Raw genomic sequence first — 25,374 nt, 5'->3', positions numbered from 1 at the left:
ATGTACAAAAAACCAATCCTTATCCTTCTTGTCTTTTCTTGTATTACCAGTTTTTGTCAGTCAAACTATAATTCAGAATCTTATCGTGTTACCCTTGGAGACATAGAATCTACCTTTTATGAAAAAGACTCTACAGCAACTGCCCTAGTTATTTATGAAGAAGGTAATAGTCATGTTGACCCCAACAATTACAAACTTATAACTCAAGTTAAACATAAAATAAAAATTCTTAAAAAGGAAGGTGCTAGCAAAGCCAATATAACTATTAATCTTTACAAAAAAGACAATACCAACTTTGAACAGGTAAAGAATATTTTAGCAACCACATACAATAAAGAAGGAAATGATGTCACTAAAAGTACTCTAGAAGAAGAGCATATTTTTGAAGAGAAATACAATGACAATTATACCTTGGTTAAATTTACCTTGCCTAACGTTAAGGAAGGGTCTGTTATTACTTATAGCTACACCTTAACTTCACCTTTTATGTTTAAATATAAAGGCTGGGAGTTTCAAAGTGATATTCCAAAACTGTATAGCGATTATAAAACCAGTATTCCAGCCAACTGGACCTATAATATTAAATTGGTAGGACATAAAAAATTGGATATTAACACTTCCGAGATTAAAAAAAGATGTTTGGAGGGTAGTCGTGGTGCGTATTCAGATTGTGGTGTTAGTCATTATGCCATGAAAGATATCCCTGCTTTCATTGAAGAGGATTATATGACACATAAATCTAATTACTTGGCCAGAATTGAATATGAATTAATGACCTTTAAAAACTTTGAAGGCCAGGAATATAATTATACCAAAACATGGGAAACAGCTGACAGGGAATTTAGAACAGATAAAGACATAGGTAGACAACTATCTAAGTCAATAAACCTAGAGGATTTTTTTGATTCCAACCTTATTAATGAAACTGACTTACTTAAAAAAGCTGATAAAATCTACAAATTTGTCCAGCAAAATTTTACATGGAACGGAAAGTATAGAATTTTTGAAGATGTATCAGTTAAAGACTTAATTAAAGATAAAACTGGCAATGTGTCTTCTATAAATATCTTACTACACAATCTATTAAAAGAAGCTGGTATTGATGTTCATCCTGTTTTAATTTCTACAAGGGACAATGGCTTTCCCACAAAAATATTTCCTGTTATTTCAGATTTTAATTATTTAATTGTTCAAATAACCATAGACTCCAAATCCTATTTGCTGGATGCTACAGATGACTTTTTAAGCTTTGGTGAAGTCCCTTTTAGGTGTTTAAATAGCTATGGCCGCTTAATGGATTTTAAAAATGGAAGTGAATGGATAGATATAAAACCTAAAAGGCCTTCTGCCGTATACCTTAATATGGATTTGACCATAAATAATGATAATACTATAACTGGTAGCATTAAAAGTAAAACTACGGGCTATCATGCCTTAAACGAAAAGAAAAATTACTTTTCCAATAGTGAATCTCATTTAAATAACTTACAAGATAGTTTTTCAAATGCTGAAATCTATAACTTTAAAGTTGATACTGAAGATATAACCAGCTATGATTTTTCTAAAAGTTACGATATTGAATATCTCGATGCTGGTACTGGAGACAATATATATCTAAATCCTTTTTTTATTAAATTTTTTAAGGAAAATCCTTTTAAATTACAAGAAAGAACCTACCCTATTGATTTTGGTTATAATGACAGTTATCTTTTTCTTCTAAGTTTAGATTTAGGTAATCAATATGAACTTGTTGAACAACCTGAAAATGCGAGTCTAGCACTGCCAAATAATACTGGCAGAATAGGCTTTTCAACCCAACTTACTAATAATATCTTAAATGTACTGTTTAGAATTGATTTTAAATCTTCTGAGTTTTCACCCGAATATTATCCCTATTTGAAAGAGTTTATGAATAAGGTGGTTGACATTCAAAAAAACACACTCATATTATTAAAGAAAAAATAATCTATCTTTTTTATTACTTTTGAGTATATGAGCAAATTTACAATCAACCGATGGCGATTAAAACTTCAAGAAATTATTTATGAAGCAGATACGCCTGCTGGAAAATTGTTTGATATTGTTCTTCTAATTACCATTTTGGCCAGTGTTGTACTAGTTATGTTAGAAAGTGTTAACAGTATTGACACTAAGCTCCATGGCTTTTTAAACATATCGGAATGGGTCATTACCATTCTGTTTAGTATTGAATACATAGCCCGAATCATAACTGTTAAAAACCCATTTAAGTATATTTTTAGCTTTTATGGGATAATAGATTTTCTATCCACCATCCCAAAATACATTTCTTTAATTATTGGTGGTGTACATGCCTTAGCCGCTTTAAGGGCATTACGCTTATTACGGGTATTTAGAATTTTAAAACTGGCACGTTATTTAGGAGCTTCAAATACTTTGGTCAATGCCATAAAAGCTAGTAGAGCAAAAATTTCGGTATTTCTGTTTGCCGTACTTATTGTGGCTATTATTTTGGGAACCATTATGTATTTAATAGAAGGTGAAGCTAACGGATTTACCAATATTCCAAAAAGTGTATATTGGTGTATTGTTACCTTAACCACAGTAGGTTTTGGTGATATTGCGCCTCAAACGCCTTTAGGACAATTTATAGCATCGTTGGTTATGATTTTAGGTTATGGCATTATTGCTGTGCCAACGGGTATTGTTTCGGCTGAATACACGAGTCAAAGTAAATCCCAAAAATCCAATGAACCAACCGCATCATTGCCGCTTAACCCACAATGTTGTTCAAATTGTTTAAATGAAACGCACCGTGATGATGCAGAATTCTGCTTTAAATGTGGCTGTAAATTGCATCATGACTAAACACCTAATTTCCATAATTGGACCAACGGCCATCGGTAAAACAACATTAAGTATTAAATTGGCTAAACATTTTAATACTGAAATTATTTCGGCTGATTCTCGCCAATTTTTTAAAGAAATGCAAATTGGTACAGCTGCCCCAACCCAAGATGAATTATCTCAGGCTAAGCATCATTTTATCCATCATAAATCCATACAAGACCATTATAGTGTTGGTGCTTTTGAAAAAGATGCGATATCTTGTTTAAATATGCTATTTAAAAAGCATGATGTCGTTATTATGGTTGGTGGTTCTGGACTATATGTCGATGCTGTTACCAATGGATTGGATGAATTTCCAGATGTAGATAAAAAGATTCGTAAAAACTTGAACAAGCAACTTCAAGACAAAGGGCTAGCCAGTTTACAAAATCAATTAAAAACCTTAGACATAAAAGCCTTTAATACCATTGCTGTTGATAATCCACATAGAGTAATTAGAGCTTTAGAAATTTGCATTGGTACCGGTAAGCCGTATTCATCCTTTTTAAACAAAGGAAAAAATAAACGTAACTTTAAGATCATAACTATTGGTTTAAAAGCCGAACGGGACATAATTTATGATCGTATCAATCAGCGGGTGGGTTTAATGGTTGAACAAGGATTAATCGATGAAGCCAGAGCTTTATTACCATACCAACAGTTAAATGCTTTGAATACCGTAGGCTATAAGGAATTGTTTCATTATTTTAGTAACAAATGGACGTTGGATTTTGCAATTTCTGAAATAAAAAAGAACTCGCGTCGATTTGCTAAACGACAACTTACTTGGTTTAGAAAAAGAGAAGATGTTATTTGGTTTGACTACTTAACGCCTATTGATGTTATCATAAATGCTATAAAAGAAAAAATTGATACTGAAAATTAGTTTCCTATTAATTTACTCGACAAGGCTCCTTTAAACAATCCAATTTGGTGTTCACTTACCAAACATCAATGGGATCAAGCTATTGATTATGATAATGTGAAATTCTATCATTTAGATTATGCATCTTTTAGTGACTTTATCAATGACCAAGATACCTGCTATACCATACAAAAGCATGCCTGTATAACTAAGAATTTCTTTATTGTTTGAGATAAACCTAAAATGCCTATAAATTTTAAAGCTCCCAAGCAATATATAGGTTTACAAATAATATATATACCTCAATTGATTATTATATTACTGAAAAATATTGAACTCACCCACACACATCACAACGACCTCATCCAACTCGTAAAATTGGCCTATCCTGAATATTTTAAATCAAAAAACACAACAACAAGTACAATACTTTGGGATTTATAAAGAAGATCAATTGATTGCTGCTATTGGTGTATATGCAAACCCATGATTTTATTGAAATTAATGCGGTAATAATATGCCATAATCATTCTGTAAAGGCAATACTAAACAGTTAATCAACTATCTTTCTAAAGGTATTTTCCATAAAAGAAAAACACCCCTTTTACATGTGGATCAAATCAAAAAATTCTATTTCTCTTTGCAAAAATATTGGATTTACAAGCAGAAGGACATTTAGTTTTGGAAGATTGATACTCCTGCATAATTTTATTAATTGAATGCATAAAATAAGTTGATTTCTAGAGATAGTGCATACATTTTCTTTTATTATTTTTGGTAAAACCAAAGTTTCATGTTTGATTTCTTTCTTACCAGTGATGCCATCATGGCATTATTGACCTTAACTTTTTTAGAAATTATTTTAGGTATAGACAATATTGTTTTTATATCCATTGCGGCAAATAAACTACCGGAAAAACAAAGAAGCAAAGCAACAAATATTGGATTAATACTTGCAATGGTTCAACGTATAACTTTATTGTTTTTTGTAAGCTTTTTAATAGCATTAAAGGAGCCATTTTATAAAATTGATACCACTTGGTTAAGTATAGGTCTAAGTTGGCAAGCCATCATACTATTCTTAGGAGGGCTGTTCTTAATTTATAAAAGTACTTCCGAAATAAAAGAAAAAGTTGAAACCCCCAATCATGATAAAAATGTGATAAAGAATAAAAAGATCCATTCATTATCCCAAGCTGTAACACAAATTTTAATTATCGATTTTATTTTTTCAATAGATTCCATATTAACTGCTGTGGGTATGACCAATGGGTTACATGAAAATCATAATTACAATTTAGCTTTAATGATAATAGCTGTAGTTATCTCAATAGCCATAATGATTGGTTTTGCTAATCCCATTAGAAAATTCATTGACACACACCCAAGTATACAGATGCTCGGGCTTGCCTTTTTGATTTTGATTGGCTTTATGCTAATAACTGAGGCTGCACATCTATCACACACGACATTTTTTGACAAAAACGTAGGAGCAATTCCCAAAGGATATCTTTACTTTGCTATTGCTTTTTCTCTATTTGTAGAATTTTTGAACTATAGAACTAAAAAAACATCTAATTAAAACAAGGTAATCTGTCCCTCTCTATCTATTTCTAAATCATCATTATTGGCTTCGCCATTAGTTGAAGCCTCTGACTCTTTTTTTGTTTCACCAACAACCTCTTCTTCATCTACCACTTCTAAATCATCTGCATGGACCTCTTTAGGAGCCTCATAAGGCAATGGATCTAAAAGATTTATTTGATTTATCCTATCTTTTGTCAACTGGTTTCCTAAAGCCATAATACCTTTTACAGCTATAAATGCTTCCAAATCCACTTGCATATTGTCCTTTCTATCCTTACCCCGTTCTTTAGCAAACACCACCTCAGCCATTGGTTTCCAATCGGTAGACACAATCTCTAATTGAGAGTTAGGATGATCTGAAATAAAATTTTCTTCTTTGCCCTCGTTTTCAATTAAAAAGCGTTTAACATAATACAATTCCTTTTCTCCATTGTAATAAATAACAGATATTGGTTTTTTGGGGACCCATTTTTCAAGAACAATCATATCATCATCAAAATGCATGGTCACTTCAGGAGTAAGAGTTTTTACAACACCCGATTGGGTAATGATTAACAGTTTATCTTCACCCCTAAATTCACCTATAAGCTCCCCTCTACCGTCTACATTGATACGCTGTACTGCATCGTCGAACCAAATTTTTCGCGGTTTTAGAGTAGACAACCCCTTTTCCTTGAGTTCGATACGCTTCACGCTGTACTTGGTCACTAAATTACCCTTAGAAACCCGTCCTTTAATGAGGATATCGGCGAAATCGATATCCCATTTTAATTTTTTAATGCTTCCTGCTTGGCGCAATAACACGGTAACCACTTCGGCTTCCCCATTTGGATTTGCCGAAAAATAGAGTACCGTAGAACCCTTATTTTCATTGGTTAAATCGTATTCCCTATCCCGAGTGATGCCGGTCACAGCAAAACGCTTGATATAGGAAGGCCCGCGGGAACCATCACGATAAATCATGTTGTATATGGTACGCTTGTCTTTCTTTTTAAAGACTGCCACATGAATAATATCCTTACCAACAAAGGTTTTGGTGTCTACTTTAGTCACCATCATTTTACCTTGTTTTGTAAACACGATAATATCGTCTATATCACTACAATCGCATACGTACTCATCACGACGCAAAGCAGTACCAATAAAGCCTTCTTCCCTATTCACATAAAGCTTCGTATTTCTAATAACCACCTTTGTAGCATCAACATCATCAAAAATTCGGATTTCGGTTTTGCGTTCACGGCCTTTACCATAATCATTTTTTAGTCTGGTGAAATACGCAATAGCATAATCGATAAGATGAGCCAAATGATACTTTACTTCAGCTATTTGCTCTTCTAAAGCCTCAATTTTTTGTTGGGCTTTATCAATATCAAATTTTGAAATACGTTTAATTCGGATTTCGGTTAACCTCACAATATCTTCTTCTGTAATCGAACGTTTTAAATGCTTAACATGAGGCTGAAGACCTGTATCTATAGCATTGATCACACCTTCCCAGGTTTCTTCTTCCTCAATATCCCGATAAATCCTATTCTCAATAAAAATACGTTCTAAAGAAGCAAAATGCCATTGTTCTTCAAGTTCGCCTAACTTTATTTCCAGTTCTTGTTTTAATAACTGAACAGTATTGTCAGTAGACCGTCTCAACATCTCAGAAACACCAATAAACAAAGGCTTATTATCTTCAATGACACAACCTAAAGGTGAAATGGAAGATTCGCAACTGGTAAAGGCGTAAAGGGCATCGATGGTCTTATCTGGTGATAGACCAGAGGGCAAGTGTACCAATATTTCAACTTCAGCTGCGGTATTGTCTTCGATGCGTTTGATTTTAATTTTACCCTTATCATTAGCCTTTAATATGGAATCGATTAAAGAAGAGGTAGTCGTTCCAAATGGTATTTCAGAAATCACCAATGTGGTCTTATCCAACTGTGATATTTTAGCCCGAACACGTACCTTACCACCTCGCAAACCATCATTATAATTGGAAAAATCAGCGATACCGGCTGTTGGAAAATCAGGGACTAATTTAAATCGTTTCCCTTGCAAATGCTTAATAGAGGCCTCTATAAGTTCTACAAAATTATGCGGTAATATTTTTGTAGACAAGCCCACTGCTATACCTTCTCCTCCCTGTGCTAATAACAAAGGAAACTTAACCGGTAAATTTATAGGTTCCTTACGACGGCCATCATAACTGGCTTGCCACTCGGTAATCTTAGGACTGTATACAACATCTAAGGCAAATTTTGATAACCGAGCTTCAATGTAACGTGATGCAGCCGCACTATCTCCAGTTAAAATGTTACCCCAGTTTCCTTGAGTATCTATTAGTAAATCCTTTTGCCCTATCTGAACCATGGCATCTGCAATACTGGCATCGCCATGGGGATGGTACTGCATGGTATGCCCAACGATGTTGGCTACCTTATTATAGCGTCCGTCGTCCAGATCCTTCATAGAGTGCATAATACGTCGTTGTACAGGTTTAAAACCGTCTTCTATAGCGGGTACTGCACGTTCCAAAATAACATACGAAGCATAATCCAGAAACCAGTCTTTATACATCCCGGTAACCCGGGTAATGGTTTCCTTTGGTTTATCCTGTTCGTTAACTAAATCGTCGTTCTCTTCTTCTATCATCAACTTTTAACTTTTCCTCAATATCACTTAAAGTAATGTTTATCTGTAATTTACATTCCTTGGTTGGCTTTAACCATTTTCCTTAAGGACTGCCTAATATATTTTCGTTTTCTTCTATCTACTAAGGTGATATTAAAACTTACTTTCTTACTGCCACCATTTCGGCTTTTTAAATAAAGCACCAAACTTTTATACACCAAATAATTGCGGAACTTATAAGCGATTAAATCCTTTTTTTCAAACTCTACTTTATGCTCCCTGTAATTTAAGTAATCTGATAATAACAGTCCTTTATTAATGACAATAACTTTCATGCCATCACTGTCGTATTCAAAATACCTTGAAATCCAATGTACCAACAAAAACAGTCCGATAAACCCAAATAACAAAACAAAAAAAGTAAGTTTTGGACTTCCTGTAAGATTTTGAAATAAACTAAAAACGGTAGATGAGATTATAGCTGCAACAATGAGTATAAAATATACCGAAATGATGATATTTCTAATTTTACCGTTATTGGTACGCATCTATTTTTCTTCTTCAATAAGGTCTAACTCTACTTTTAAATTATCAATAATAAATTCCTGTCTAGAGGGTGTATTCTTACCCATATAAAATGCCAACAGCTCTTCAATGGACATGTTATCATCCAGCATTACAGGGTCTAATCGAATATCTTCTCCTATAAAGTGTTTAAATTCATCCGGCGATATCTCACCTAGTCCCTTAAATCGTGTTATTTCAGGCTTAGGCTTCAACTTTTCAATAGCATTCAATCGTTCTTCTTCAGAATAACAATAAATGGTTTCCTTTTTGTTTCTCACCCTAAACAAGGGTGTTTGCAGAATATATAGATGACCTTCTTTTATTAATTCAGGAAAAAATTGAAGAAAGAACGTTATCAATAACAGTCGAATATGCATCCCATCTACATCGGCATCGGTAGCAATTACCACATTATTATACCTCAAATCCTCAAGTGATTCTTCAATGTTTAAAGCCGCCTGAAGCAAATTAAACTCTTCATTTTCATAAACAATTTTTTTGGTCAGCCCATAACAATTAAGGGGTTTTCCTTTCAAGCTAAACACAGCCTGCGTATTTACATCACGCGATTTGGTAATACTTCCTGATGCTGAATCTCCTTCGGTAATAAATAAAGTTGTTTCTAAATTTCGTTCATTTTTAGTATCACCAAAATGCACACGGCAATCACGTAGTTTCTTATTATGGAGGTTCGCCTTTTTGGCACGATCACGTGCCAATTTACGAATTCCGGACAATTCTTTTCGCTCTCGCTCTGCTTGCAAAATTTTACGTTGTATCTTCTCTGCTGTATCGGGGTTTTTATGTAAGAAGTTATCGAGATGGGTTTTTACAAAATCATTAATATAAGTACGAACGGTAGGCAAATCACCACCCATATCGGTTGATCCCAACTTAGTTTTGGTCTGGCTTTCGAAAACAGGTTCCATAACTTTAATGGCCACGGCACTTATAATGGATTTTCTAACATCTGAAGCATCAAAGTTTTTTCCGTAAAACTCCCGAATGGTTTTTACCAAAGCTTCCCTAAAGGCATTTAAGTGCGTTCCACCCTGAGTGGTGTTTTGTCCGTTAACGAACGAATGGTATTCTTCACTGTATTGACTTTTACTGTGGGTAATCGCCACTTCAATATCGGTACCTCGTAAATGTATGATAGGATACAATAAATCAGATTCATTGCTATTATCACTTAACAAATCCTTTAATCCATTTTCACTAAAATATTTTTCCCCGTTAAAGACAATGGTGAGCCCGGGATTGAGGTAAACATAGTTTTTAAGCATTTTTACCACATATTCACTACGGAACTTATAGTGCTTAAAAATAGAATCATCTGGTATAAATGAGACCTTAGTCCCTTTGCGTCTCGAGGTATCGTCCAACAATTCATGATGGGTTAAATTCCCTTGCTCAAATTCTGCTGAAGCAGATTTTCCATCTCTGGTAGATTCTACCCTAAAGTAATGGGAAAGGGCATTTACAGCTTTAGTACCTACCCCGTTTAGGCCTACTGACTTCTTAAAAGCTTTGGTGTCATACTTACCACCTGTATTCATTTTAGACACGACGTCTACAACTTTCCCCAGTGGAATGCCACGACCATAATCCCTAACAATCACCTTATTTCCCTGTATGGATATTTCAATGGTCTTGCCCGCACCCATAACAAATTCGTCTATGGAGTTATCGAGCACTTCCTTCAACAGGATATAGATACCATCATCTGGCGATGATCCGTCACCGAGCTTCCCAATATACATCCCTGGTCGCATACGAATATGTTCCTTCCAGTCAAGTGAACGTATATTGTCTTCGGTATAATTAGATTGCACTGCCATAAATACTTGTGAAATTAAATGATAGAACGCTAATATAACATTTCAACATAAAAAATGAAACAGCGACCAAACAAAGTAATTAACAATAAAAATACAATATTGTTGAGAACCTTTGGTTAACTATACCTATCTCTTTTAGGTCATCGTGAGATCTGAAGAACAAATAATAAAACCTTCTGTAAATTTATAATAACCAGTAAAATGAAAGGGATTGTCACATCACCTTACTCTTCTGAATGACATTTTGGACTGAACAGATTCTCTTCCAAACAAGTTGTTTAACAATGCTCGTTATTTCATATACTTCCCTTTCTTACTCCCCTCATACATCACATACTTTACTAAGCGAGCCTCCAGCTTTGCATTAAACAGTTGAATTTTTCTTGAAGGCCGTAAGCCTACATGTTTTAACGCATCAAGGTTACTGGTTATAAACCAAGCATCGGTACCTGGGTAGCTTTGTTTTAATGTATCTCCTATGCTTTTATAAAAATCCTGCATATCTATATTCAAACGTTCACCATAAGGAGGGTTAAACACCATATGCAATTTTTGGTCGCCTCCCTTTTGGGTTTTAAAGAAATCTTCATGCTGAACATGTATAAAATCCTCCAATTGGGCATGCTTTACATTCTCTTTAGCTTTTGCCACTGCACTGGGTGCTTTGTCGTAGCCTATAATTTTATAATGAAAGTCCCGAGTTTTCTTTAAAAGCGAGTCTTCAATTTTTTCAAATAAATCAACATCCCAGTCTTGCCAACGCTCAAATGCAAACTCTTTACGCATCAAATTAGGTGGAATGTTACAGGCTATCATCGCCGCTTCAATAAGCAGGGTACCACTACCGCACATGGGATCCATAAAATCACACTGTCCATCCCAACCAGACAACATAATTAATCCAGCTGCTAATACTTCATTTATAGGAGCAATGTTTGTAGCCGATTTATAGCCACGCTTGTGCAAGGAGTCACCAGAAGCATCTAAAGACACTGTACACGAATGTCTATCAATATGCACATTAATTTTTACATCCGGAAATTTTAAGTCTACATTGGGTCTGTGTCCTGTAGTGTTTCGAAACTTATCAACTATAGCATCCTTTGTTTTTTGGGCAATGAACAAGGAGTGTTTAAACAAATGTGAATGCACCGTAGCATCTATGGCTAAGCTTCCTGTAGCACTTAAGTACTGTTCCCAATCCATCGCATAAATATTGTTATAGAGATCTTTTTCGTTATTAACGGAAAAGGTTTTTATGGGTTTTAAAATTTTAATGGCAGTACGCAACCCTAAATTAGCCTTGTACATAAAGCCTTTGTCACCGTAGAACGACACCATACGTGTCCCTTTTTGTATCTTTTGGGCTCCTAATTGTAATAGCTCGTCGGCCAATAGCTCCTCAAAACCAAATAAGGTTTTGGCGACCATTTTAAAATTTTCTTCCATATCTTAATTCGAATAGGTTGCAAAAATAATGTAATTTTACGGCAAACATAAAAATTACAAAAATATAGGTTAAGGATAGAAGCGGCATCCCCCGAACTTGTTTCAGGGATATAGTGGAAAGCCTTACCCGCACCGATAGTTATCGGGGCGAGGGAACTACCAAAATATTATGACCAACAACACTACAACTTGGTACACTTCTTGGTTCGATACACCGTATTACCACATATTGTACAAAGATAGGGATGCTACTGAAGCACATGCTTTTATGGACAATCTTACCCGTTATTTGAATATTCCAATTGGAGGCACGATTCTAGACCTGGCTTGCGGTAGGGGTAGACATGCACGTTATTTAAATAAAATAGGTTTTGATGTTACGGGAGCTGACTTAAGTGAGAACAGTATAAATTTTGCAAAAAAATACGAAAACCATAGATTACGGTTTAAAGTACACGATATGAGCCAACCGTTTGGAAAGGAATTCGACGCCGTGTTTAACCTATTCACCAGTTTTGGTTACTTTGAAAATGATGCCAGTAACCTTAATACCATTAAAGCCATTAAAGGCGATTTAAAAGAATATGGTTTTGGTGTTATTGATTTTATGAATAGCACCCAGGTTATAGATAATTTAGTGCCTGAAAACGTTAAAATAGTTGATGGTATTGAATTTAGATTGAACCGATATGAAAAGGATGGTTACATTTTTAAGGACATCCTATTTGAAGTGGACGCTAAGGTATATAAATTTACCGAACGCGTAAAAGCCTTTACTCTTAGCGATTTTGAAACCCTTTTTGATCAAGCTGAAGTAAATTTATTGGAAGTTTTTGGTGATTATAAATTACGTAAGTTCGATACCAAAACCTCTGACCGTTTAATCATGATTTTTAAATAATACATTTCTATGAACGATTATTTATTACCCTTTTATGCAGTAGTTCTTGGTGTACTAATAGCAAGTATTATAAAAAGCAAAACATCATGGAATGTAAAACTGTTACTTTCCTTTAGTGGTGCTTTTTTATTAGCCCTTACCCTTTTTGAATTACTCCCAGAAGTTTATCATCATTTAGAGGCTAAGCTCACTGGGCTCTATATTATGTGTGGTATTTTGTTGCAGATTGTATTAGAACTGTTCTCAAAAGGTGCAGAACACGGCCATGTACACTTACACAAAAACGAAACGGTTTTCCCTTGGTTGTTATTTATAAGCCTTTGCATCCATAGTTTTTTAGAAGGCTTCCCAATACACGAGCATAATGATATGGTTTACGGTGTACTCATCCATAAAATCCCAATTGCTACACTTATAACCGTGTTTTTACTACATTCTGAATATAGTAAAATACAGATTGCCTTTTTTCTATTGGTATTTGCGGTAATGACACCATTAGGTACCTTAATATCCAATAACTCTACTGCTATTGCAGATTATTCCCAAATTATCAATGCTGTAGTTATAGGTATCTTTTTTCATATTTCTACCACCATTTTGTTTGAAAGCAGTGACGGACATAAGTTTAACCTTTCAAAATTCATTGCAATTATTCTTGGGGTCGCAACAGCTTATATAATCTAATGTTTAGCAAGGAAGAATCACGGTTATTGCGTCGGGAGTTTTGGATTAACTTTGGAAAATCCTTTCCACAAAAATGGATTTTATATAATACCAAACTCAAAGGTCTAAGCTTTAAATTTCATTTCGACACAAAAAAAGCACTGGTAGCATTAGATTTAGAGGACGATTTGGAACACCGCATAAACTATTGGGAAAAGTTAGTAGCTTTAAAATCAATTCTACTGGAAAACTACCTGCCCAATGCAATTTATGATGAGGCCTATATTTTAGACAATTACAAAGAAATTTCCCGTATTTATGTGCCATTGGAATTAAAAGTCTCCATTCATAACAAAAACTCTTGGCAACAAGTGATGGTATTCTTTAATGAGACCATGACTTTATTTGAAGCCTTTTTTATGGAATATAAAGAAGTTATAGAAGGATAAAACAATATTAACTCTTCTGTCATAAAACATAACAAAAGCTAAAAACTTGAAGACATTACTCTACTTATCATACATATCTTTTTTTTAGCTTTTATTTATTAAATGAAATAACTAGATTTACTTTCCAAAACCCATTAGGTGGATTCTAAAACGATTTCAAAAGGTATTTTAAGGGCAATAGCTATTATAGTTAGTATTTTATTGGTCCTTTATTTTCTGTTCAAAATACAATCGGTTATAGGCTACATTGCCATAGCAGTAGTAATTTCGCTTATTGGAAGGCCTATTGTATTGTTTTTACAGCATCGTTTAAAATTTAAAAACACCATTGCAGTAGTTGTTTCAATGCTGCTGCTTTTAAGTATTTTCATTGGTTTGATGGGACTATTCATTCCGCTCATCATTGAACAAGGCCACAATTTATCCCTTTTAAATATTAATGAACTGCAAAGTAATATTGAACATTTATATTCAGAGATTGTTGGTTACTTTAATTTACATCAAATTGATGTAGAACAATCCTTAAAGGATTCTAACCTACTTTCAAAAATAGATTACTCTGTAATCCCAAATTTTTTAAACTCGGTGGTTAGTGGTTTGGGCAGTTTTAGCATTGGATTATTCTCAGTATTGTTTATTTCGTTTTTCTTTTTAAAGGATAGTAGATTGTTTGAAAATGCAATATTAACTTTAATACCAGACAACAAGGAAACACGTTGGAAAACCTCTTCAACCAAAATAAAAGATTTACTGTCCAGGTATTTTGTAGGACTCATTTTTCAAATTTTAATCCTTTTTATCATCTACACTATAGGTCTATTCATTATTGGTGTAGATAATGCAATAGTTATTGCATTTTTGTGTGCTTTACTTAATTTAATCCCTTACGTTGGCCCCCTTATTGGAGCCTTTTTAATGGTAACTTTAACAATGACCAGTAGTTTGGACCAAAGTTTTAGTGAAGTTATTATGCACAAAACATTATGGGTACTTTTGGTTATAGCCATTGGACAGCTAGTTGATAACTTTTTTAGTCAGCCAATAATTTTTTCAAAGAGTGTAAAATCGCACCCGTTAGAAATATTTTTAGTAATACTTATTGCTGGGATATTGTTTGGTGTTTTGGGCTTGATTATAGCAGTACCTGCCTATACTTCGATTAAAGTTATTTTAAAGGCCTTTTTATCGGAAAACAAGATTGTAAAAAAGCTAACTAAGGATTTATAGTTTTTTTGAATAAATCAATTTTAAATACTGAAATTCAAGAATTCATTAAAGAGAATTTAGATTATAGTATCAATAAAATTCTCTTAAAAGGCACCTCTTTTGAAGCTGTTGAAACTAGAGATATTATAGAGCAGATTGAAGCCAAAAAACGAAGTAAAAAAAAACTCCCAACATGGTTTAATTGCAAAGGCATTTATTATCCCAATAAACTTAACATAGAGCAAACCTCATCTGAAATTACCGCAGCATATAAATCAAACTTAATAAAAGGAAATTCCTTAATAGATCTTACAGGTGGCTTTGGTGTAGATTGTCTATATTTTTCCAAGTGGTTTAACAATGTAACACATTGTGAATTAGACACAAATCTTTCTACTATAGTAAACCACAATTATAAACAATTAAGAATAACCAATATAGAAACACATGCTGTAGATGGAATTAGTTATCTAGAAGGCATCAGCGAAAAGTTCGATTGGATTTACGTTGATCCATCCAGAAGACATGATTCTAAAGGAAAGGTTTTCTTTTTAAAAGATTGTCTACCCAATGTTCCAAGTCATTTGAATTTACTCTTTGCGTATTCTAGAAACATCATGATTAAGACTTCGCCTTTACTTGATATATCTGCAGGTATAAATGAATTAAGGTATGTTAAGACCATTCATGTTGTAGCAGTAAACAACGAGGTTAAAGAATTGCTATGGATTTTGGAAGATGGATTTAACGACAATATCTTAATTAAAACCATTAACTTTAAAAAACTAGGCAACGAAAAATTTGATTTTTCATTTGATTTTGAAAAATTAACCAAAACAAAATATAGTTCGCCCCTTACCTATTTATACGAACCCAATAGTGCCATACTAAAAGCTGGTGGCTTTCATTCGGTTTCAAATAAACTAAACCTTTATAAACTACATCAACATTCGCATTTATATACCAATGATCATCTGATTGATTTCCCAGGTAGGGTATTTAAAATTGAATCCGTTTTGCCTTACAGTAAAAAAGAGTTAAAAAAAAGAGAGATAACAAAAGCTAATATCACTACGAGAAACTTTCCTGAAAGCGTAACGCAAATAAGAAAAAAACTAAACATAAAAGATGGTGGAGACCTCTATCTCTTTTTTACTTCCAATTTAAAGGGTAAGAAAAGCGTTTTAATAACCCGAAAAGTCTAACACAAAATTGTCTTTAATATTAGTGGTTTTCTAACACAAAAAAAGCGTTCAAAAAATGAACGCTTCTTAACCATCAATCAGTATCAATTTAAAACTGGAGATCTGAAACCAAATCAAATTCATCGTAAATCGCTTTATCCTTTAAATTATCAAAAAAGCTTGTAGAACCATATCTTACATCATATTTAGAGCGATCAATTTTTAATGATGCCGTCGCCTTGCTTCCGTAAACTGAAATATCAAATGTTATGGGATTGGTAATGTTCTTTATGGTTAAGTCTCCAGTAACAGAATAAGCGTTTTTACCACTAGATTCTACATTCGTGAACACTAATGATGATGTAGGATGATTTGCTACACCAAAGAAATCATCAGACTTTAGGTGTCCCTCCAATTTCCCTTTGTATTCACCTTGTAAATCATTAACGGTAATAGACTTCATATCAATTACAAATTCCCCTCCTACCAATTTATCTTCTTCAAAAACCAACTCACCAGATTTAATTGCTATGGTTCCATGGTGAGATCCTGTAACTTTATAACCTTTCCATACTACATTACTTTCCTCAATTTTAATAGCTTTTCTTTCCCTTTTTAATGTCGTAAAGGAAAATGATGCAAAGGCCACTAATACTAATGCTGTTTTAATTGAATTCTTCATTATTATATTATTTTAATTTTAATAAAAATTTTCTATTACAAAGATCTAAAGTATTGACGTTAATAAAAATGAACTAGATTACGAAATTATATTAAACTAGTTTAATTATAATTGAATGAAAATTGAGAAACGGTTGTTTATTGATCTATTCCAAAGCCAACTGACTCTTAATTTTGCTCAAAAATTCCTTTGTAATACCAAGGTAAGAAGCCACCATGTATTGTGGAATACGCTGTTCAATTTCGGGGTATTGCTCCTTAAAATAGAGATACTGATCTTTTGCCGTTAAACTAAAGTTCCTAACAATTCGTTTCTGTGAGGCCACAAATGCTTTTTCAATTATTTGCCTAAAAAAACGCTCCAACTTTGGGATTTTAGCATAAAGGTCTTCTATGGTGTCATACGAAAACATGACCAGCTCGGTATGTTCCAAGCATTGAATATTAAAATCGGCCGGCGTTTGGGTTATAAAACTTCCCATATCTGAAGCCCACCAATCTTCTATTGAAAACATGATGATATGCTCCTGCCCTTCCTCATCTAAATAGAAAGTTTTTGTACAACCAGACAATACAAAACATTCATGTTTACAAACATCACCTTGTTGTACAATATATTGTCCTTTTAAATACCTACGAAAACGTATGAATGATAATAATATGTTTTCCTCTTCAGGTGTAAGTAAAACATACTTGTTGATATAATCGATAAGTGGTTGAGCCTTTTGTTTGTTCATGCTTATCTGTAAATTTTAGACATTACCCAAGTATACAACCCATTTACTTTTTAATTTACAGAGACAAAAGTTATTTAATTAATAAGCATAATAAAAGATTTTCAACCTTTATCTTCTGGGTCTAAATAGTTTGGTATCCCGTTACCGTTTGTATCATCATTTCTTGGATCTCCATCTCCATCAATATCTTCATCTTTAGTTAGAATACCATCACCATCATCATCGTTATCTGCATAGTCTGGTATGGAGTCCCCATCTGTATCATCATCTGTAGCATCCGTTAAATCCTCAGTATTTACAATAAACTCACCATCACCATTCAAATCTTCAAGATAAGATAGAATACCATCTCCATCATGGTCATTTTCAAACATTTGCACCAATTCAAACTTAAAGATAATTGGACTATAGGCAGGTATTGCTGAAGTTGCATTTGAAAAATAACCCAATCCCGAAGGTAAAAACATAACACCCAATCCTGTATTTTTATAATCTACAGTACCATCTCCTACTTCAATAAAGGATTCTGCAACATTAAAAGTAGGTATTACTTTTCTCCAACCTGGTATGAGCGAAACCAAATCGAAATCAACAGGTGTACTAGCACTATCAAAAACCTCCCCACTTAGTAAAAAACCTTCATAAAATATTCTAACTTCATCCGCAAATGTGGGAGATTTGATACCGCCACCTTGGTTTAACCTTAAAATATAAACTTTATAATCTGTTTCCGCATAGACCAAATCGTTAGCTTCAACATCATCCATTAGTAGTTTATGTCCTGTTGGTATACTTTCTCCTTCTTCCAATTTAGTAATCACTATATCCGAAAGACTAGGGTCTTCTAATCCAGTTAAAACTTCGAAATTATAATAATGATTATTTAAATATTCAACAAGAGAATCATTGTCTGCCATTTGTTGCTCTGTACGATCCCTAACTTCAACAGGAGTTATATCTGAACCATTATCATCTTTTTTACAAGATACAATACCGATTAAAGTACATAAAACAACTAAAGCTAATCTTTCTATTTTCATCAATTTAAAATTTTTATTTTAGGCGAAATGGAAACAAATAAAATTTTCTGCTTAAATAAACCGGCGCGCTTTATAAAAAAATTAATCCTTTTGACGGTATGCAAAAAATTAAATATATTTTGCTCATTTCATATGATATGTTTTTTAGTAGTGAAAAAGTAACAGTCCTAAACTAAATAATGATTAATTTATTTATAACCGTTTCATTATTGTTATTTTTGAGGCGCAAGATACAATTTAAATATAATTTTGCACAACAACATTAACGTAGTTTTTAGACTAAATAATATGCGTATAGACAAGTATTTATGGTGTGTTAGATATTTTAAAACAAGATCACTAGCTACTACCGCTTGTAAAAAAGGTCAAGTAAAGATAAATAAAGACATTGCCAAACCCAGCAGGGAAGTTTACCCACAAGATAAAATTGAAATACGCAAAAACCAAATAAATTATACATTTACCATTAATGATGTTCCGGACAACAGGGTTGGAGCAAAATTAGTGGATATTTATAGAACAGACACTACTCCAAAAGAAGCTTTTGAAGCCCAGGAACTATTACAATATGCAAAAGATTACTATCGCAAAAAGGGTGTTGGACGACCAACTAAAAAAGATAGAAGGGATATTGATAATTTTACTGAAGAAAATGAGTAATTTTATAACTTAAACAATTGCACGGGAATGACTATTAAAAATAACGTGATTCTACATCACGATGACATTAAAAATAAGATTAGAAGAATTGCTTATCAAATTTATGAAAGCAATATCAATGAAAGTGAAATTATTATAGCTGGCATAGCCAATAATGGTGTTTTGTTGGCAAAAAAAATAAAAAAAACGCTTCAAGACATATCCAATATTGAACCTATACTTTGTGAAGTTTATATTGACAAAAAAAATCCTAGAACAGAAATTAAGACTTCTATCCCGCCTTCAGAATATATAAATAAGTCTTTGGTTTTAGTTGATGATGTATTATACTCAGGTTCAACCTTAATATATGGTGTAAAGCATTTTTTAGATGTACCTTTAAAGCAATTTAAAACAGCTGTTTTGGTAAACAGAAACCATAAGCAATATCCTGTTAAGGCCGATTTTAAAGGTATTTCATTATCAACATCGCTACATGAGCATGTTGAAGTGATTCTCGAAGGCAATAACTGCAAGGTTGTTTTAGAATAAATTCGCAACCAATTCTTCAACAATATCGTTTTCCGCTTTATTATCAGTTGAAAGTATCACATTTGCTTTATTGTAATAGGTAGCACGCTCAAAAAGATGTTTGCCTATAAATTCAATTAGCGACTCATCGGTTTCGATATGTGCAATCAATGGGCGTTTACTCTTTTCTGTCTTTAATCTTTCAACCAAGGTATTAATAGATGTTCTTAAATAGATGCTCTTAGCATTTGAATTCAATACTATATCCATATTGTCTCCAAAACAAGGCGTACCTCCACCCAATGATAATACGATGTTATTTTTTGATTGCAATAATTCCTTTAAATAATGGGTTTCCTGTTTTCTAAAATAAATTTCACCCTCGGTTTTAAAGATATTTGAAACCGATTTATTTTCAGAAACTTCTATGTAATCGTCTAAATCTATAAAATTATAGTTCAATTTTTTAGCTAACATTTTTCCAATGGTAGACTTTCCAGATGCCATATACCCTATTAAAACCACTATCATTTTACGGTTACAAATTGATTATTAAAAACATAGAATAAAGTGATGCAAAAAAACGAAAATTAATTCAAAAAAAGCATTGTTTTATAGATTAAACATTTTATATTTGCACCCGCATTACGGAAGGTACTGCACAAGACCGGGTAGCTCAGTTGGTAGAGCATCTCCCTTTTAAGGAGAGGGTCCTGGGTTCGAGCCCCAGCCCGGTCACTGGAAATTTTTCAAGATTATTCAAAAAGCCTGAAACTTAATGTTTTCAGGCTTTTTTTTATTTTCTTTATGTTTAATTGATATCTTTTAAACGTATTTTGTAGAATCGACATTCTGTGAATCCTTACTTTTTATAAAACCATTCACCAATTAGTTGTAAATTTATAATATATAACACTAAATCAATCATACATTTTTAGTCTTTATTACAACTAAAAAGGATCAATAACACATTAATTAGCAACCTCTAACTTTCTTTATTAAAGCTAATGCATCCTTAACATCTTGTTGAAGTTTTTTAAAATCCTTAGTGGCAATAATGGTCTTAGATATTAGCTGGGAACCCATTCCTACACAAGTTACACCTGCATTGAACCAGCCCTTTAGATTATCCTCTGTTGGAGAGACACCTCCTGTTGGCATGATACTCGTCCAGGGTTGGGGTCCCTTGATGCCCTTTACGAACTGGGGACCATATATATCCCCTGGGAACAATTTTACAATTTCACAGCCCAATTCTTCTGCTCGAGTAATTTCCGTAAGGCTACCACAACCAGGGGACCATAATACCTTTCTTCTGTTACATACTATGGCAATATCTTCCCTTAACACGGGTGTAACAATAAAATTCGCTCCTAATGCCATATACAAACTCGCTTGGGCAGCATCGGTAACCGATCCCACACCCATGATCATCCCTGGAAGTTCCTTAATGGCATATTTGGCAAGTTCACCAAATACTTCATGTGCAAAATCCCCTCGTGCTGTAAACTCCAACAAACGCGCCCCACCATCATAACAGGCCTTTAATACCTTCTTGCTCAATTCTAAGTCGCTATTGAAGAATAGAGGAACCATCCCCGTATCCTTCATTACCTGAGCCACTTCAATTCTTGTATATTGTGCCATTGTTTTTTTAAATTAGCTTTATTTTATTTTTAGGTTTATCGTGCCACACGCCCCGACGCATCTCCCCCCATGAGCTTTTCCACTTCAGCTACGGTCACTAAATTGGCATCTCCCTTAATGGTATGCTTCAAACAGGATGCCGCCACGGCAAAATCCAGTGCGTTTTGATCATCTTCCGGATATTTCAACAAACCGTAAATCAATCCACCCATAAAAGAATCTCCTCCTCCAACTCTATCAACTATATCTGTAATTTGGTACTGACGTGTCTCAAACAAGGTCTTTCCGTCATAGAGTACACCTGCCCAAGTGTTATGTGAAGCTGAAATGGATCCTCGCAAAGTGGTAATTACCTTCTTGGCCTTTGGGAACTTCTTCATCATTTGTTGGCATACCGACAAAAAGGCTTCTGCCTTAACGTTGTGCCCTTCGGTCTGTACACTAATCCCCTCTGGCTTAATCCCGAAGTGCATCTCTGCATCTTCTTCATTACCTAAAACAATATCACAATACGAGGTAAGCTCTGTCATAATGGACTCTCTATGAGCCGCATCACAATACTTCCATAACTTGGCCCTGTAGTTCAAGTCTGTTGAAATAGTAATACCCTTTTCACTCGCCACTTTTACAGCCTCCAAGCAAACATCTGCAGAACCTTGAGATATTGCAGGTGTAATCCCCGTCCAATGGAACCATTCCACACCTTGAAAGACTTCATCCCAATCTATCATTCCCAATTTGATTTCAGACATCGCCGAATGTGCCCTGTCATAAACTACTTTACTGCCCCTTGACACGGCTCCAGTTTCTAGAAAATAGATACCCAATCGGTCACCACCCCAAATAATCTTGTCCACACCAACACCTCTTTTTCGCAGCTCCATCATCGCACATTCACCTATGTCATTCTTAGGCAAACGCGTTACAAAATCCACCGGAATCCCATAATTGGCCAACGATACGGCTACGTTAGACTCACCACCACCATAAACCACATCAAAACTACTGGCCTGCGAAAACCTTAAAAAACCTTCTGGAGCCAATCGTAACATGATCTCTCCGAATGTGACTACTTTACTCATTCTATTTTATTAATTAATCTGAATTATTTTATTTTGTGCCAAATATATTAATTTCCATAAAAATGAGATCAGTCGTATCCTAAACTATTGCTATTATTTTATTACTATTTACTTCTCTATTCAAAAAAATAAAATTAGATATTTAAAAACATATACAAATCCCACGATATTGTATCTGCAATATTTAGAAAAAACACAAGACCAATTACAATAAAAAAGTTAACTATTATTGCTTAACTTTTTCTATTTTTGCTGCTTTCTATTTTTGCGCACGTGGCGGAATTGGTAGACGCGTTAGGTTGAGGGCCTAATGACCACTTAGGTCGTGGAAGTTCGAGTCTTCTCGTGCGCACATAAATTATTGTTGTATAGTATTCAACTGCCTATAAAATGTGTGGTAATTAGTATTTTGGGGATACAAATCAACCAGAGTTTTTGCCATTTTTTTGGCTTTTTCCATTTGATTGTTTTTTGAGTAGGCATAAGCCAAAATGTAAAGCATACTTTCATCTTGTGGTGCTTGTTCAAATCCGCTCTTAGCTGTTTCTACCGCTTTATCAAAGAATTTAATTTTATCGTATAGCAAACTTAAATTATAATACACCCTTAGATTGTCTGGCATATACCTTATGGCCAAGTTCATTTGCCCAATGGCCTCTTCAATTCTATTTAATTCTGCCAATAATAAACCATAGGAATAATAGGTAGGTCCATATTCGGGTTCCTGTTGTATAATAGTTTTAAAGGCCTGCTCGGCATTAATAAATTCACCATTTCTATAGTAAAGATTCGCTAAATTGGTTCTTATTATATTGTTTAAATTATCTATTTTCAAGGCTGCTTCATACGATTTAATAGCTTCAGATAAATTACCTTGTTTTAAATAATAATTACCTTGTTTTACTTTGCCCCCAGAAAAATCGGAAGTGACTTCTAAGCTAGTTTCAAATTCCACCTTCACTTTGCTGTATACCTCTTTATATGGCTCTGGCACAAGTGCCTCATCCAAACTTCCCAATGCAAAGAACGCTTTGACCCTTACCGATCGTTTAGAATCTTTCAACAAGGGTAAAAAATAATTGTTATAGTCATTTGTGTTTATTTCACCCAAAATATCCAAACTAGCCCCCTTAACCAGTGGTGAATCATCATTCAAAAAGTACAATAAATTATCTATTACCGCGGGATCATTATAATTAACCATCGCTTTAACCGCAGAAGCTCGTGCTATTTCTGGATATATGGTATCTTTAACCAATGTTTTCAAATGCTTAAAACCATCGTCACCACCCCTTAAACCAGGTAATAACAAATCGGAAAAATGCTTCTTTTTGGGCTTTCCATATTGCTTAATATAGGCACTCCAAGCCCATTGGTTGTCTTTATCTGTATGGCACTGGGTACAGGCATTGGGTGTACCATATTTAAGGCTTTGGTCTGGCCTGGGAATTCTAAAACTATGGTCGCGCCTAAAGTCATTGCCCATATAATACCTTCCGGTCATATGACAATTAATGCATTTTGAACTTTCAGTACCTATAGTATGAAAATGGTGACTGGGACTATCGTAAGTTTCAGGTAAATGACATTGTGCACAAAGTTTATTACCTTCAAATTTAAGTTTTAATGAATGAGGGTTATGGCAATTGGTACACGTTACACCATTATGGTACATTTTACTCTGCACAAAAGAACCATAAACATAGTCTTCATCTAAAATTTGGCCATCCGGATAATAAATGGGTTCTGCTATTAATTGTGGAAAATAATGATCCAACATACTTCCTTCAAAATTATAAAATTCTGAAATCTGTTCCCTTCTCATATGACATCTGGCACAAGCATCTACTAAAGTCTTAGGATTAGTATGGGAAGTCATTGTAAGGTCGCCGGAGAACTTGTAATTACTTCCTAATGCTTTGGCTTGTTCCACATGGGTTTTCCCAGGACCATGGCAGGCTTCACAATTCACATTTATAATAGCATATTTGGTATTGTAACTGGACGCATTTTCATTATAATTTTTCCTAACGTTAGTGGAATGGCAATCGGCGCACATGGTATTCCAATTTAAGCCCCCCCTAGACCAATGTAACCACTCAGAATGCACTACTTTAAAATCGGGATACAAATCAAACCACTTTTTTTCTTGGGTATCCCAAGCCGTTCTTAAACATTGGTAATGGCCATTAGGGAATTTAACAATGTACTGCTGCAGTGGTGAAACACCAAAAGTATATACTATTCTATAGTCATGATATTTACCATCTGGTCCTTCGGTATTAACAAAGTATTCATTATCCTTTTTAAAAAATCGTGAAGTTATACCTTGGCTGGTAAATTTCACATTATTGAAATCACCTAAAATGGTGGTGTCCAAAGCTATTTGCATAGCTTTATCATGATGGGAGCCTTTCCAATAGTCATGCTCTTTAGCATGACATGTTTTACAGGTTGCATCCCCCAAAAAATGATTGTCAGGAATTAAATCAGTTGATGTAAATACAGTCTTATTCAATTCATCAACAGTAACGTATTGATCTACTTTATTCTTGCAAGAAGTTATAATAACCAATAGTGATAATGTTATTATTGGTTTATAAAAAATGTTCATTCTTAGAATTTTCAATACCAATCTCTATTTAATGTGTTAATATCCCAATAAATCAGATCCAAAAAACACCTGCTTTTGTAAATCGAAACAAAGAAAAACAAGTTTGACAGATAAAACAAAACTAAATACTGATATGCCTGTAATATTTCTATTTCTAAAAAAATCAACTTTTCAATTTGTAAAATTAAGTTCAAA

22 protein-coding genes and 2 tRNA genes are annotated in these 25,374 nt (G+C 33.9%); 13 read left to right on the top strand and 11 right to left on the bottom strand.

What is annotated here, in order from left to right:
- The 4 genes from MR053_RS13725 (at nt 1) to MR053_RS13710 (ending at nt 5,315) form a co-directional block, all read left to right on the top strand.
- Nucleotides 1–1,965 (top strand): DUF3857 domain-containing protein, encoded by a 1,965-nt coding sequence (locus MR053_RS13725; protein WP_242132975.1) that lies wholly within the window; start codon nt 1–3, stop codon nt 1,963–1,965.
- A gap of 27 nt (nt 1,966–1,992) precedes the next feature.
- Nucleotides 1,993–2,847: an ion transporter gene (locus tag MR053_RS13720; protein ID WP_242132974.1), complete on the top strand. Its 855-nt coding sequence runs from the start codon at nt 1,993–1,995 to the stop codon at nt 2,845–2,847.
- Complete coding sequence (gene miaA, locus MR053_RS13715) at nt 2,840–3,754, top strand: tRNA (adenosine(37)-N6)-dimethylallyltransferase MiaA (protein WP_242132994.1); 915 nt, start codon at nt 2,840–2,842, stop codon at nt 3,752–3,754. The genes MR053_RS13720 and miaA overlap by 8 nt, the downstream gene beginning before the upstream one ends.
- 772 nt (nt 3,755–4,526) lie before the next feature.
- Nucleotides 4,527–5,315, top strand: a complete 789-nt coding sequence (locus MR053_RS13710) for a TerC family protein (RefSeq protein WP_242132973.1) — start codon at nt 4,527–4,529, stop codon at nt 5,313–5,315.
- On the opposite strand, the gene MR053_RS13705 is transcribed toward MR053_RS13710, so the two are convergent.
- The 4 genes from MR053_RS13705 to MR053_RS13690 all read right to left on the bottom strand — a co-directional run bounded on the left by MR053_RS13705 (nt 5,312) and on the right by MR053_RS13690 (nt 11,805).
- Nucleotides 5,312–7,969, bottom strand: a complete 2,658-nt coding sequence (locus MR053_RS13705; protein ID WP_242132972.1) for a DNA gyrase/topoisomerase IV subunit A — start codon at nt 7,967–7,969, stop codon at nt 5,312–5,314. The genes MR053_RS13710 and MR053_RS13705 overlap by 4 nt on opposite strands.
- A 50-nt stretch (nt 7,970–8,019) precedes the next feature.
- Nucleotides 8,020–8,496 (bottom strand): hypothetical protein, encoded by a 477-nt coding sequence (locus tag MR053_RS13700; protein ID WP_242132971.1) that lies wholly within the window; start codon nt 8,494–8,496, stop codon nt 8,020–8,022.
- Nucleotides 8,497–10,356, bottom strand: coding sequence for a DNA topoisomerase IV subunit B (locus tag MR053_RS13695; RefSeq protein WP_242132970.1), 1,860 nt, complete (start codon nt 10,354–10,356; stop codon nt 8,497–8,499).
- A 291-nt stretch (nt 10,357–10,647) separates the two neighbouring features.
- Nucleotides 10,648–11,805, bottom strand: a complete 1,158-nt coding sequence (locus MR053_RS13690; RefSeq protein ID WP_242132969.1) for a THUMP domain-containing class I SAM-dependent RNA methyltransferase — start codon at nt 11,803–11,805, stop codon at nt 10,648–10,650.
- 169 nt (nt 11,806–11,974) lie between these two features.
- Here MR053_RS13690 and MR053_RS13685 point away from each other — a divergent pair, with 169 nt between their 5' ends.
- The 5 genes from MR053_RS13685 to MR053_RS13665 all read left to right on the top strand — a co-directional run bounded on the left by MR053_RS13685 (nt 11,975) and on the right by MR053_RS13665 (nt 16,229).
- The gene (locus MR053_RS13685) at nt 11,975–12,706 is read left to right on the top strand and encodes a class I SAM-dependent methyltransferase (RefSeq protein ID WP_242132968.1); all 732 of its coding nucleotides are present in this window, start codon (nt 11,975–11,977) and stop codon (nt 12,704–12,706) included.
- A gap of 9 nt (nt 12,707–12,715) precedes the next feature.
- Nucleotides 12,716–13,390: a ZIP family metal transporter gene (locus tag MR053_RS13680; protein WP_242132967.1), complete on the top strand. Its 675-nt coding sequence runs from the start codon at nt 12,716–12,718 to the stop codon at nt 13,388–13,390.
- Nucleotides 13,390–13,818: a DUF4268 domain-containing protein gene (locus tag MR053_RS13675; protein WP_242132966.1), complete on the top strand. Its 429-nt coding sequence runs from the start codon at nt 13,390–13,392 to the stop codon at nt 13,816–13,818. The genes MR053_RS13680 and MR053_RS13675 overlap by 1 nt, the downstream gene beginning before the upstream one ends.
- 138 nt (nt 13,819–13,956) lie before the next feature.
- Nucleotides 13,957–15,045, top strand: coding sequence for an AI-2E family transporter (locus MR053_RS13670; RefSeq protein ID WP_242132965.1), 1,089 nt, complete (start codon nt 13,957–13,959; stop codon nt 15,043–15,045).
- 5 nt (nt 15,046–15,050) lie between these two features.
- The gene (locus MR053_RS13665) at nt 15,051–16,229 is read left to right on the top strand and encodes a THUMP-like domain-containing protein (protein WP_242132964.1); all 1,179 of its coding nucleotides are present in this window, start codon (nt 15,051–15,053) and stop codon (nt 16,227–16,229) included.
- A gap of 88 nt (nt 16,230–16,317) precedes the next feature.
- On the opposite strand, the gene MR053_RS13660 is transcribed toward MR053_RS13665, so the two are convergent.
- From MR053_RS13660 to MR053_RS13650, 3 genes are all read right to left on the bottom strand, one after another.
- A complete protein-coding gene (locus MR053_RS13660) occupies nt 16,318–16,890 on the bottom strand; it encodes a YceI family protein (RefSeq protein WP_242132963.1) in 573 nt (190 codons plus the stop codon).
- A gap of 145 nt (nt 16,891–17,035) precedes the next feature.
- Nucleotides 17,036–17,626: a Crp/Fnr family transcriptional regulator gene (locus MR053_RS13655; protein WP_242132962.1), complete on the bottom strand. Its 591-nt coding sequence runs from the start codon at nt 17,624–17,626 to the stop codon at nt 17,036–17,038.
- Between the two features lie 101 nt (nt 17,627–17,727).
- Nucleotides 17,728–18,666: an FKBP-type peptidyl-prolyl cis-trans isomerase gene (locus MR053_RS13650; RefSeq protein ID WP_242132961.1), complete on the bottom strand. Its 939-nt coding sequence runs from the start codon at nt 18,664–18,666 to the stop codon at nt 17,728–17,730.
- Between the two features lie 288 nt (nt 18,667–18,954).
- Here MR053_RS13650 and MR053_RS13645 point away from each other — a divergent pair, with 288 nt between their 5' ends.
- Together MR053_RS13645 and MR053_RS13640 are read left to right on the top strand one after the other, a co-directional pair.
- Complete coding sequence (locus tag MR053_RS13645) at nt 18,955–19,326, top strand: RNA-binding S4 domain-containing protein (RefSeq protein ID WP_242132960.1); 372 nt, start codon at nt 18,955–18,957, stop codon at nt 19,324–19,326.
- 27 nt (nt 19,327–19,353) lie between these two features.
- Nucleotides 19,354–19,857, top strand: a complete 504-nt coding sequence (locus MR053_RS13640) for a phosphoribosyltransferase family protein (RefSeq protein WP_242132959.1) — start codon at nt 19,354–19,356, stop codon at nt 19,855–19,857.
- Here MR053_RS13640 and MR053_RS13635 read toward each other — a convergent pair.
- Entirely contained in the window at nt 19,849–20,367 is a 519-nt protein-coding gene (locus MR053_RS13635; RefSeq protein WP_242132958.1) for a shikimate kinase, read from the bottom strand. The genes MR053_RS13640 and MR053_RS13635 overlap by 9 nt on opposite strands.
- Before the next feature lie 134 nt (nt 20,368–20,501).
- Between MR053_RS13635 and MR053_RS13630 the strand changes: the two genes are divergently transcribed.
- Nucleotides 20,502–20,574 (top strand) — tRNA-Lys (locus MR053_RS13630).
- 237 nt (nt 20,575–20,811) lie between these two features.
- On the opposite strand, the gene MR053_RS13625 is transcribed toward MR053_RS13630, so the two are convergent.
- Nucleotides 20,812–21,483, bottom strand: a complete 672-nt coding sequence (locus MR053_RS13625; RefSeq protein WP_242132957.1) for a bifunctional 4-hydroxy-2-oxoglutarate aldolase/2-dehydro-3-deoxy-phosphogluconate aldolase — start codon at nt 21,481–21,483, stop codon at nt 20,812–20,814.
- Nucleotides 21,484–21,518: 35 nt separating this feature from the next.
- Nucleotides 21,519–22,565, bottom strand: coding sequence for a sugar kinase (locus tag MR053_RS13620; RefSeq protein WP_242132956.1), 1,047 nt, complete (start codon nt 22,563–22,565; stop codon nt 21,519–21,521).
- Nucleotides 22,566–22,832: 267 nt separating this feature from the next.
- On the opposite strand from MR053_RS13620, the gene MR053_RS13615 reads away from it, so the two are divergent.
- Nucleotides 22,833–22,917 (top strand) — tRNA-Leu (locus MR053_RS13615).
- 6 nt (nt 22,918–22,923) lie between these two features.
- Here the strand turns inward: MR053_RS13615 and MR053_RS13610 are convergent.
- A complete protein-coding gene (locus MR053_RS13610) occupies nt 22,924–25,179 on the bottom strand; it encodes a tetratricopeptide repeat protein (protein WP_242132955.1) in 2,256 nt (751 codons plus the stop codon).
- Nucleotides 25,180–25,374: the final 195 nt, after the last annotated feature.

It is taken from the genome of Aestuariivivens marinum (assembly GCF_022662175.1).
GTDB classification, from domain to species: Bacteria; Bacteroidota; Bacteroidia; order Flavobacteriales; family Flavobacteriaceae; genus Aestuariivivens; species Aestuariivivens marinum.
Note: the sequence above shows the minus strand (reverse complement) of the source record. Positions and strands in the feature narration are given on the sequence as shown.

Bases quoted from the DNA above. Each gene is read 5' to 3' on its own strand.
- MR053_RS13725 (WP_242132975.1), top strand. From the start codon at position 1: ATGTACAAAAAACCAATCCTTATCCTTCTTGTCTTTTCTTGTATTACC.
- MR053_RS13720 (WP_242132974.1), top strand. From the start codon at position 1,993: ATGAGCAAATTTACAATCAACCGATGGCGATTAAAACTTCAAGAAATT.
- miaA (WP_242132994.1), top strand. From the start codon at position 2,840: ATGACTAAACACCTAATTTCCATAATTGGACCAACGGCCATCGGTAAA.
- MR053_RS13710 (WP_242132973.1), top strand. From the start codon at position 4,527: ATGTTTGATTTCTTTCTTACCAGTGATGCCATCATGGCATTATTGACC.
- MR053_RS13705 (WP_242132972.1), bottom strand. From the start codon at position 7,969: ATGATAGAAGAAGAGAACGACGATTTAGTTAACGAACAGGATAAACCA.
- MR053_RS13700 (WP_242132971.1), bottom strand. From the start codon at position 8,496: ATGCGTACCAATAACGGTAAAATTAGAAATATCATCATTTCGGTATAT.
- MR053_RS13695 (WP_242132970.1), bottom strand. From the start codon at position 10,356: ATGGCAGTGCAATCTAATTATACCGAAGACAATATACGTTCACTTGAC.
- MR053_RS13690 (WP_242132969.1), bottom strand. From the start codon at position 11,805: ATGGAAGAAAATTTTAAAATGGTCGCCAAAACCTTATTTGGTTTTGAG.
- MR053_RS13685 (WP_242132968.1), top strand. From the start codon at position 11,975: ATGACCAACAACACTACAACTTGGTACACTTCTTGGTTCGATACACCG.
- MR053_RS13680 (WP_242132967.1), top strand. From the start codon at position 12,716: ATGAACGATTATTTATTACCCTTTTATGCAGTAGTTCTTGGTGTACTA.
- MR053_RS13675 (WP_242132966.1), top strand. From the start codon at position 13,390: ATGTTTAGCAAGGAAGAATCACGGTTATTGCGTCGGGAGTTTTGGATT.
- MR053_RS13660 (WP_242132963.1), bottom strand. From the start codon at position 16,890: ATGAAGAATTCAATTAAAACAGCATTAGTATTAGTGGCCTTTGCATCA.
- MR053_RS13655 (WP_242132962.1), bottom strand. From the start codon at position 17,626: ATGAACAAACAAAAGGCTCAACCACTTATCGATTATATCAACAAGTAT.
- MR053_RS13650 (WP_242132961.1), bottom strand. From the start codon at position 18,666: ATGAAAATAGAAAGATTAGCTTTAGTTGTTTTATGTACTTTAATCGGT.
- MR053_RS13645 (WP_242132960.1), top strand. From the start codon at position 18,955: ATGCGTATAGACAAGTATTTATGGTGTGTTAGATATTTTAAAACAAGA.
- MR053_RS13640 (WP_242132959.1), top strand. From the start codon at position 19,354: ATGACTATTAAAAATAACGTGATTCTACATCACGATGACATTAAAAAT.
- MR053_RS13635 (WP_242132958.1), bottom strand. From the start codon at position 20,367: ATGATAGTGGTTTTAATAGGGTATATGGCATCTGGAAAGTCTACCATT.
- MR053_RS13625 (WP_242132957.1), bottom strand. From the start codon at position 21,483: ATGGCACAATATACAAGAATTGAAGTGGCTCAGGTAATGAAGGATACG.
- MR053_RS13620 (WP_242132956.1), bottom strand. From the start codon at position 22,565: ATGAGTAAAGTAGTCACATTCGGAGAGATCATGTTACGATTGGCTCCA.
- MR053_RS13610 (WP_242132955.1), bottom strand. From the start codon at position 25,179: ATGAACATTTTTTATAAACCAATAATAACATTATCACTATTGGTTATT.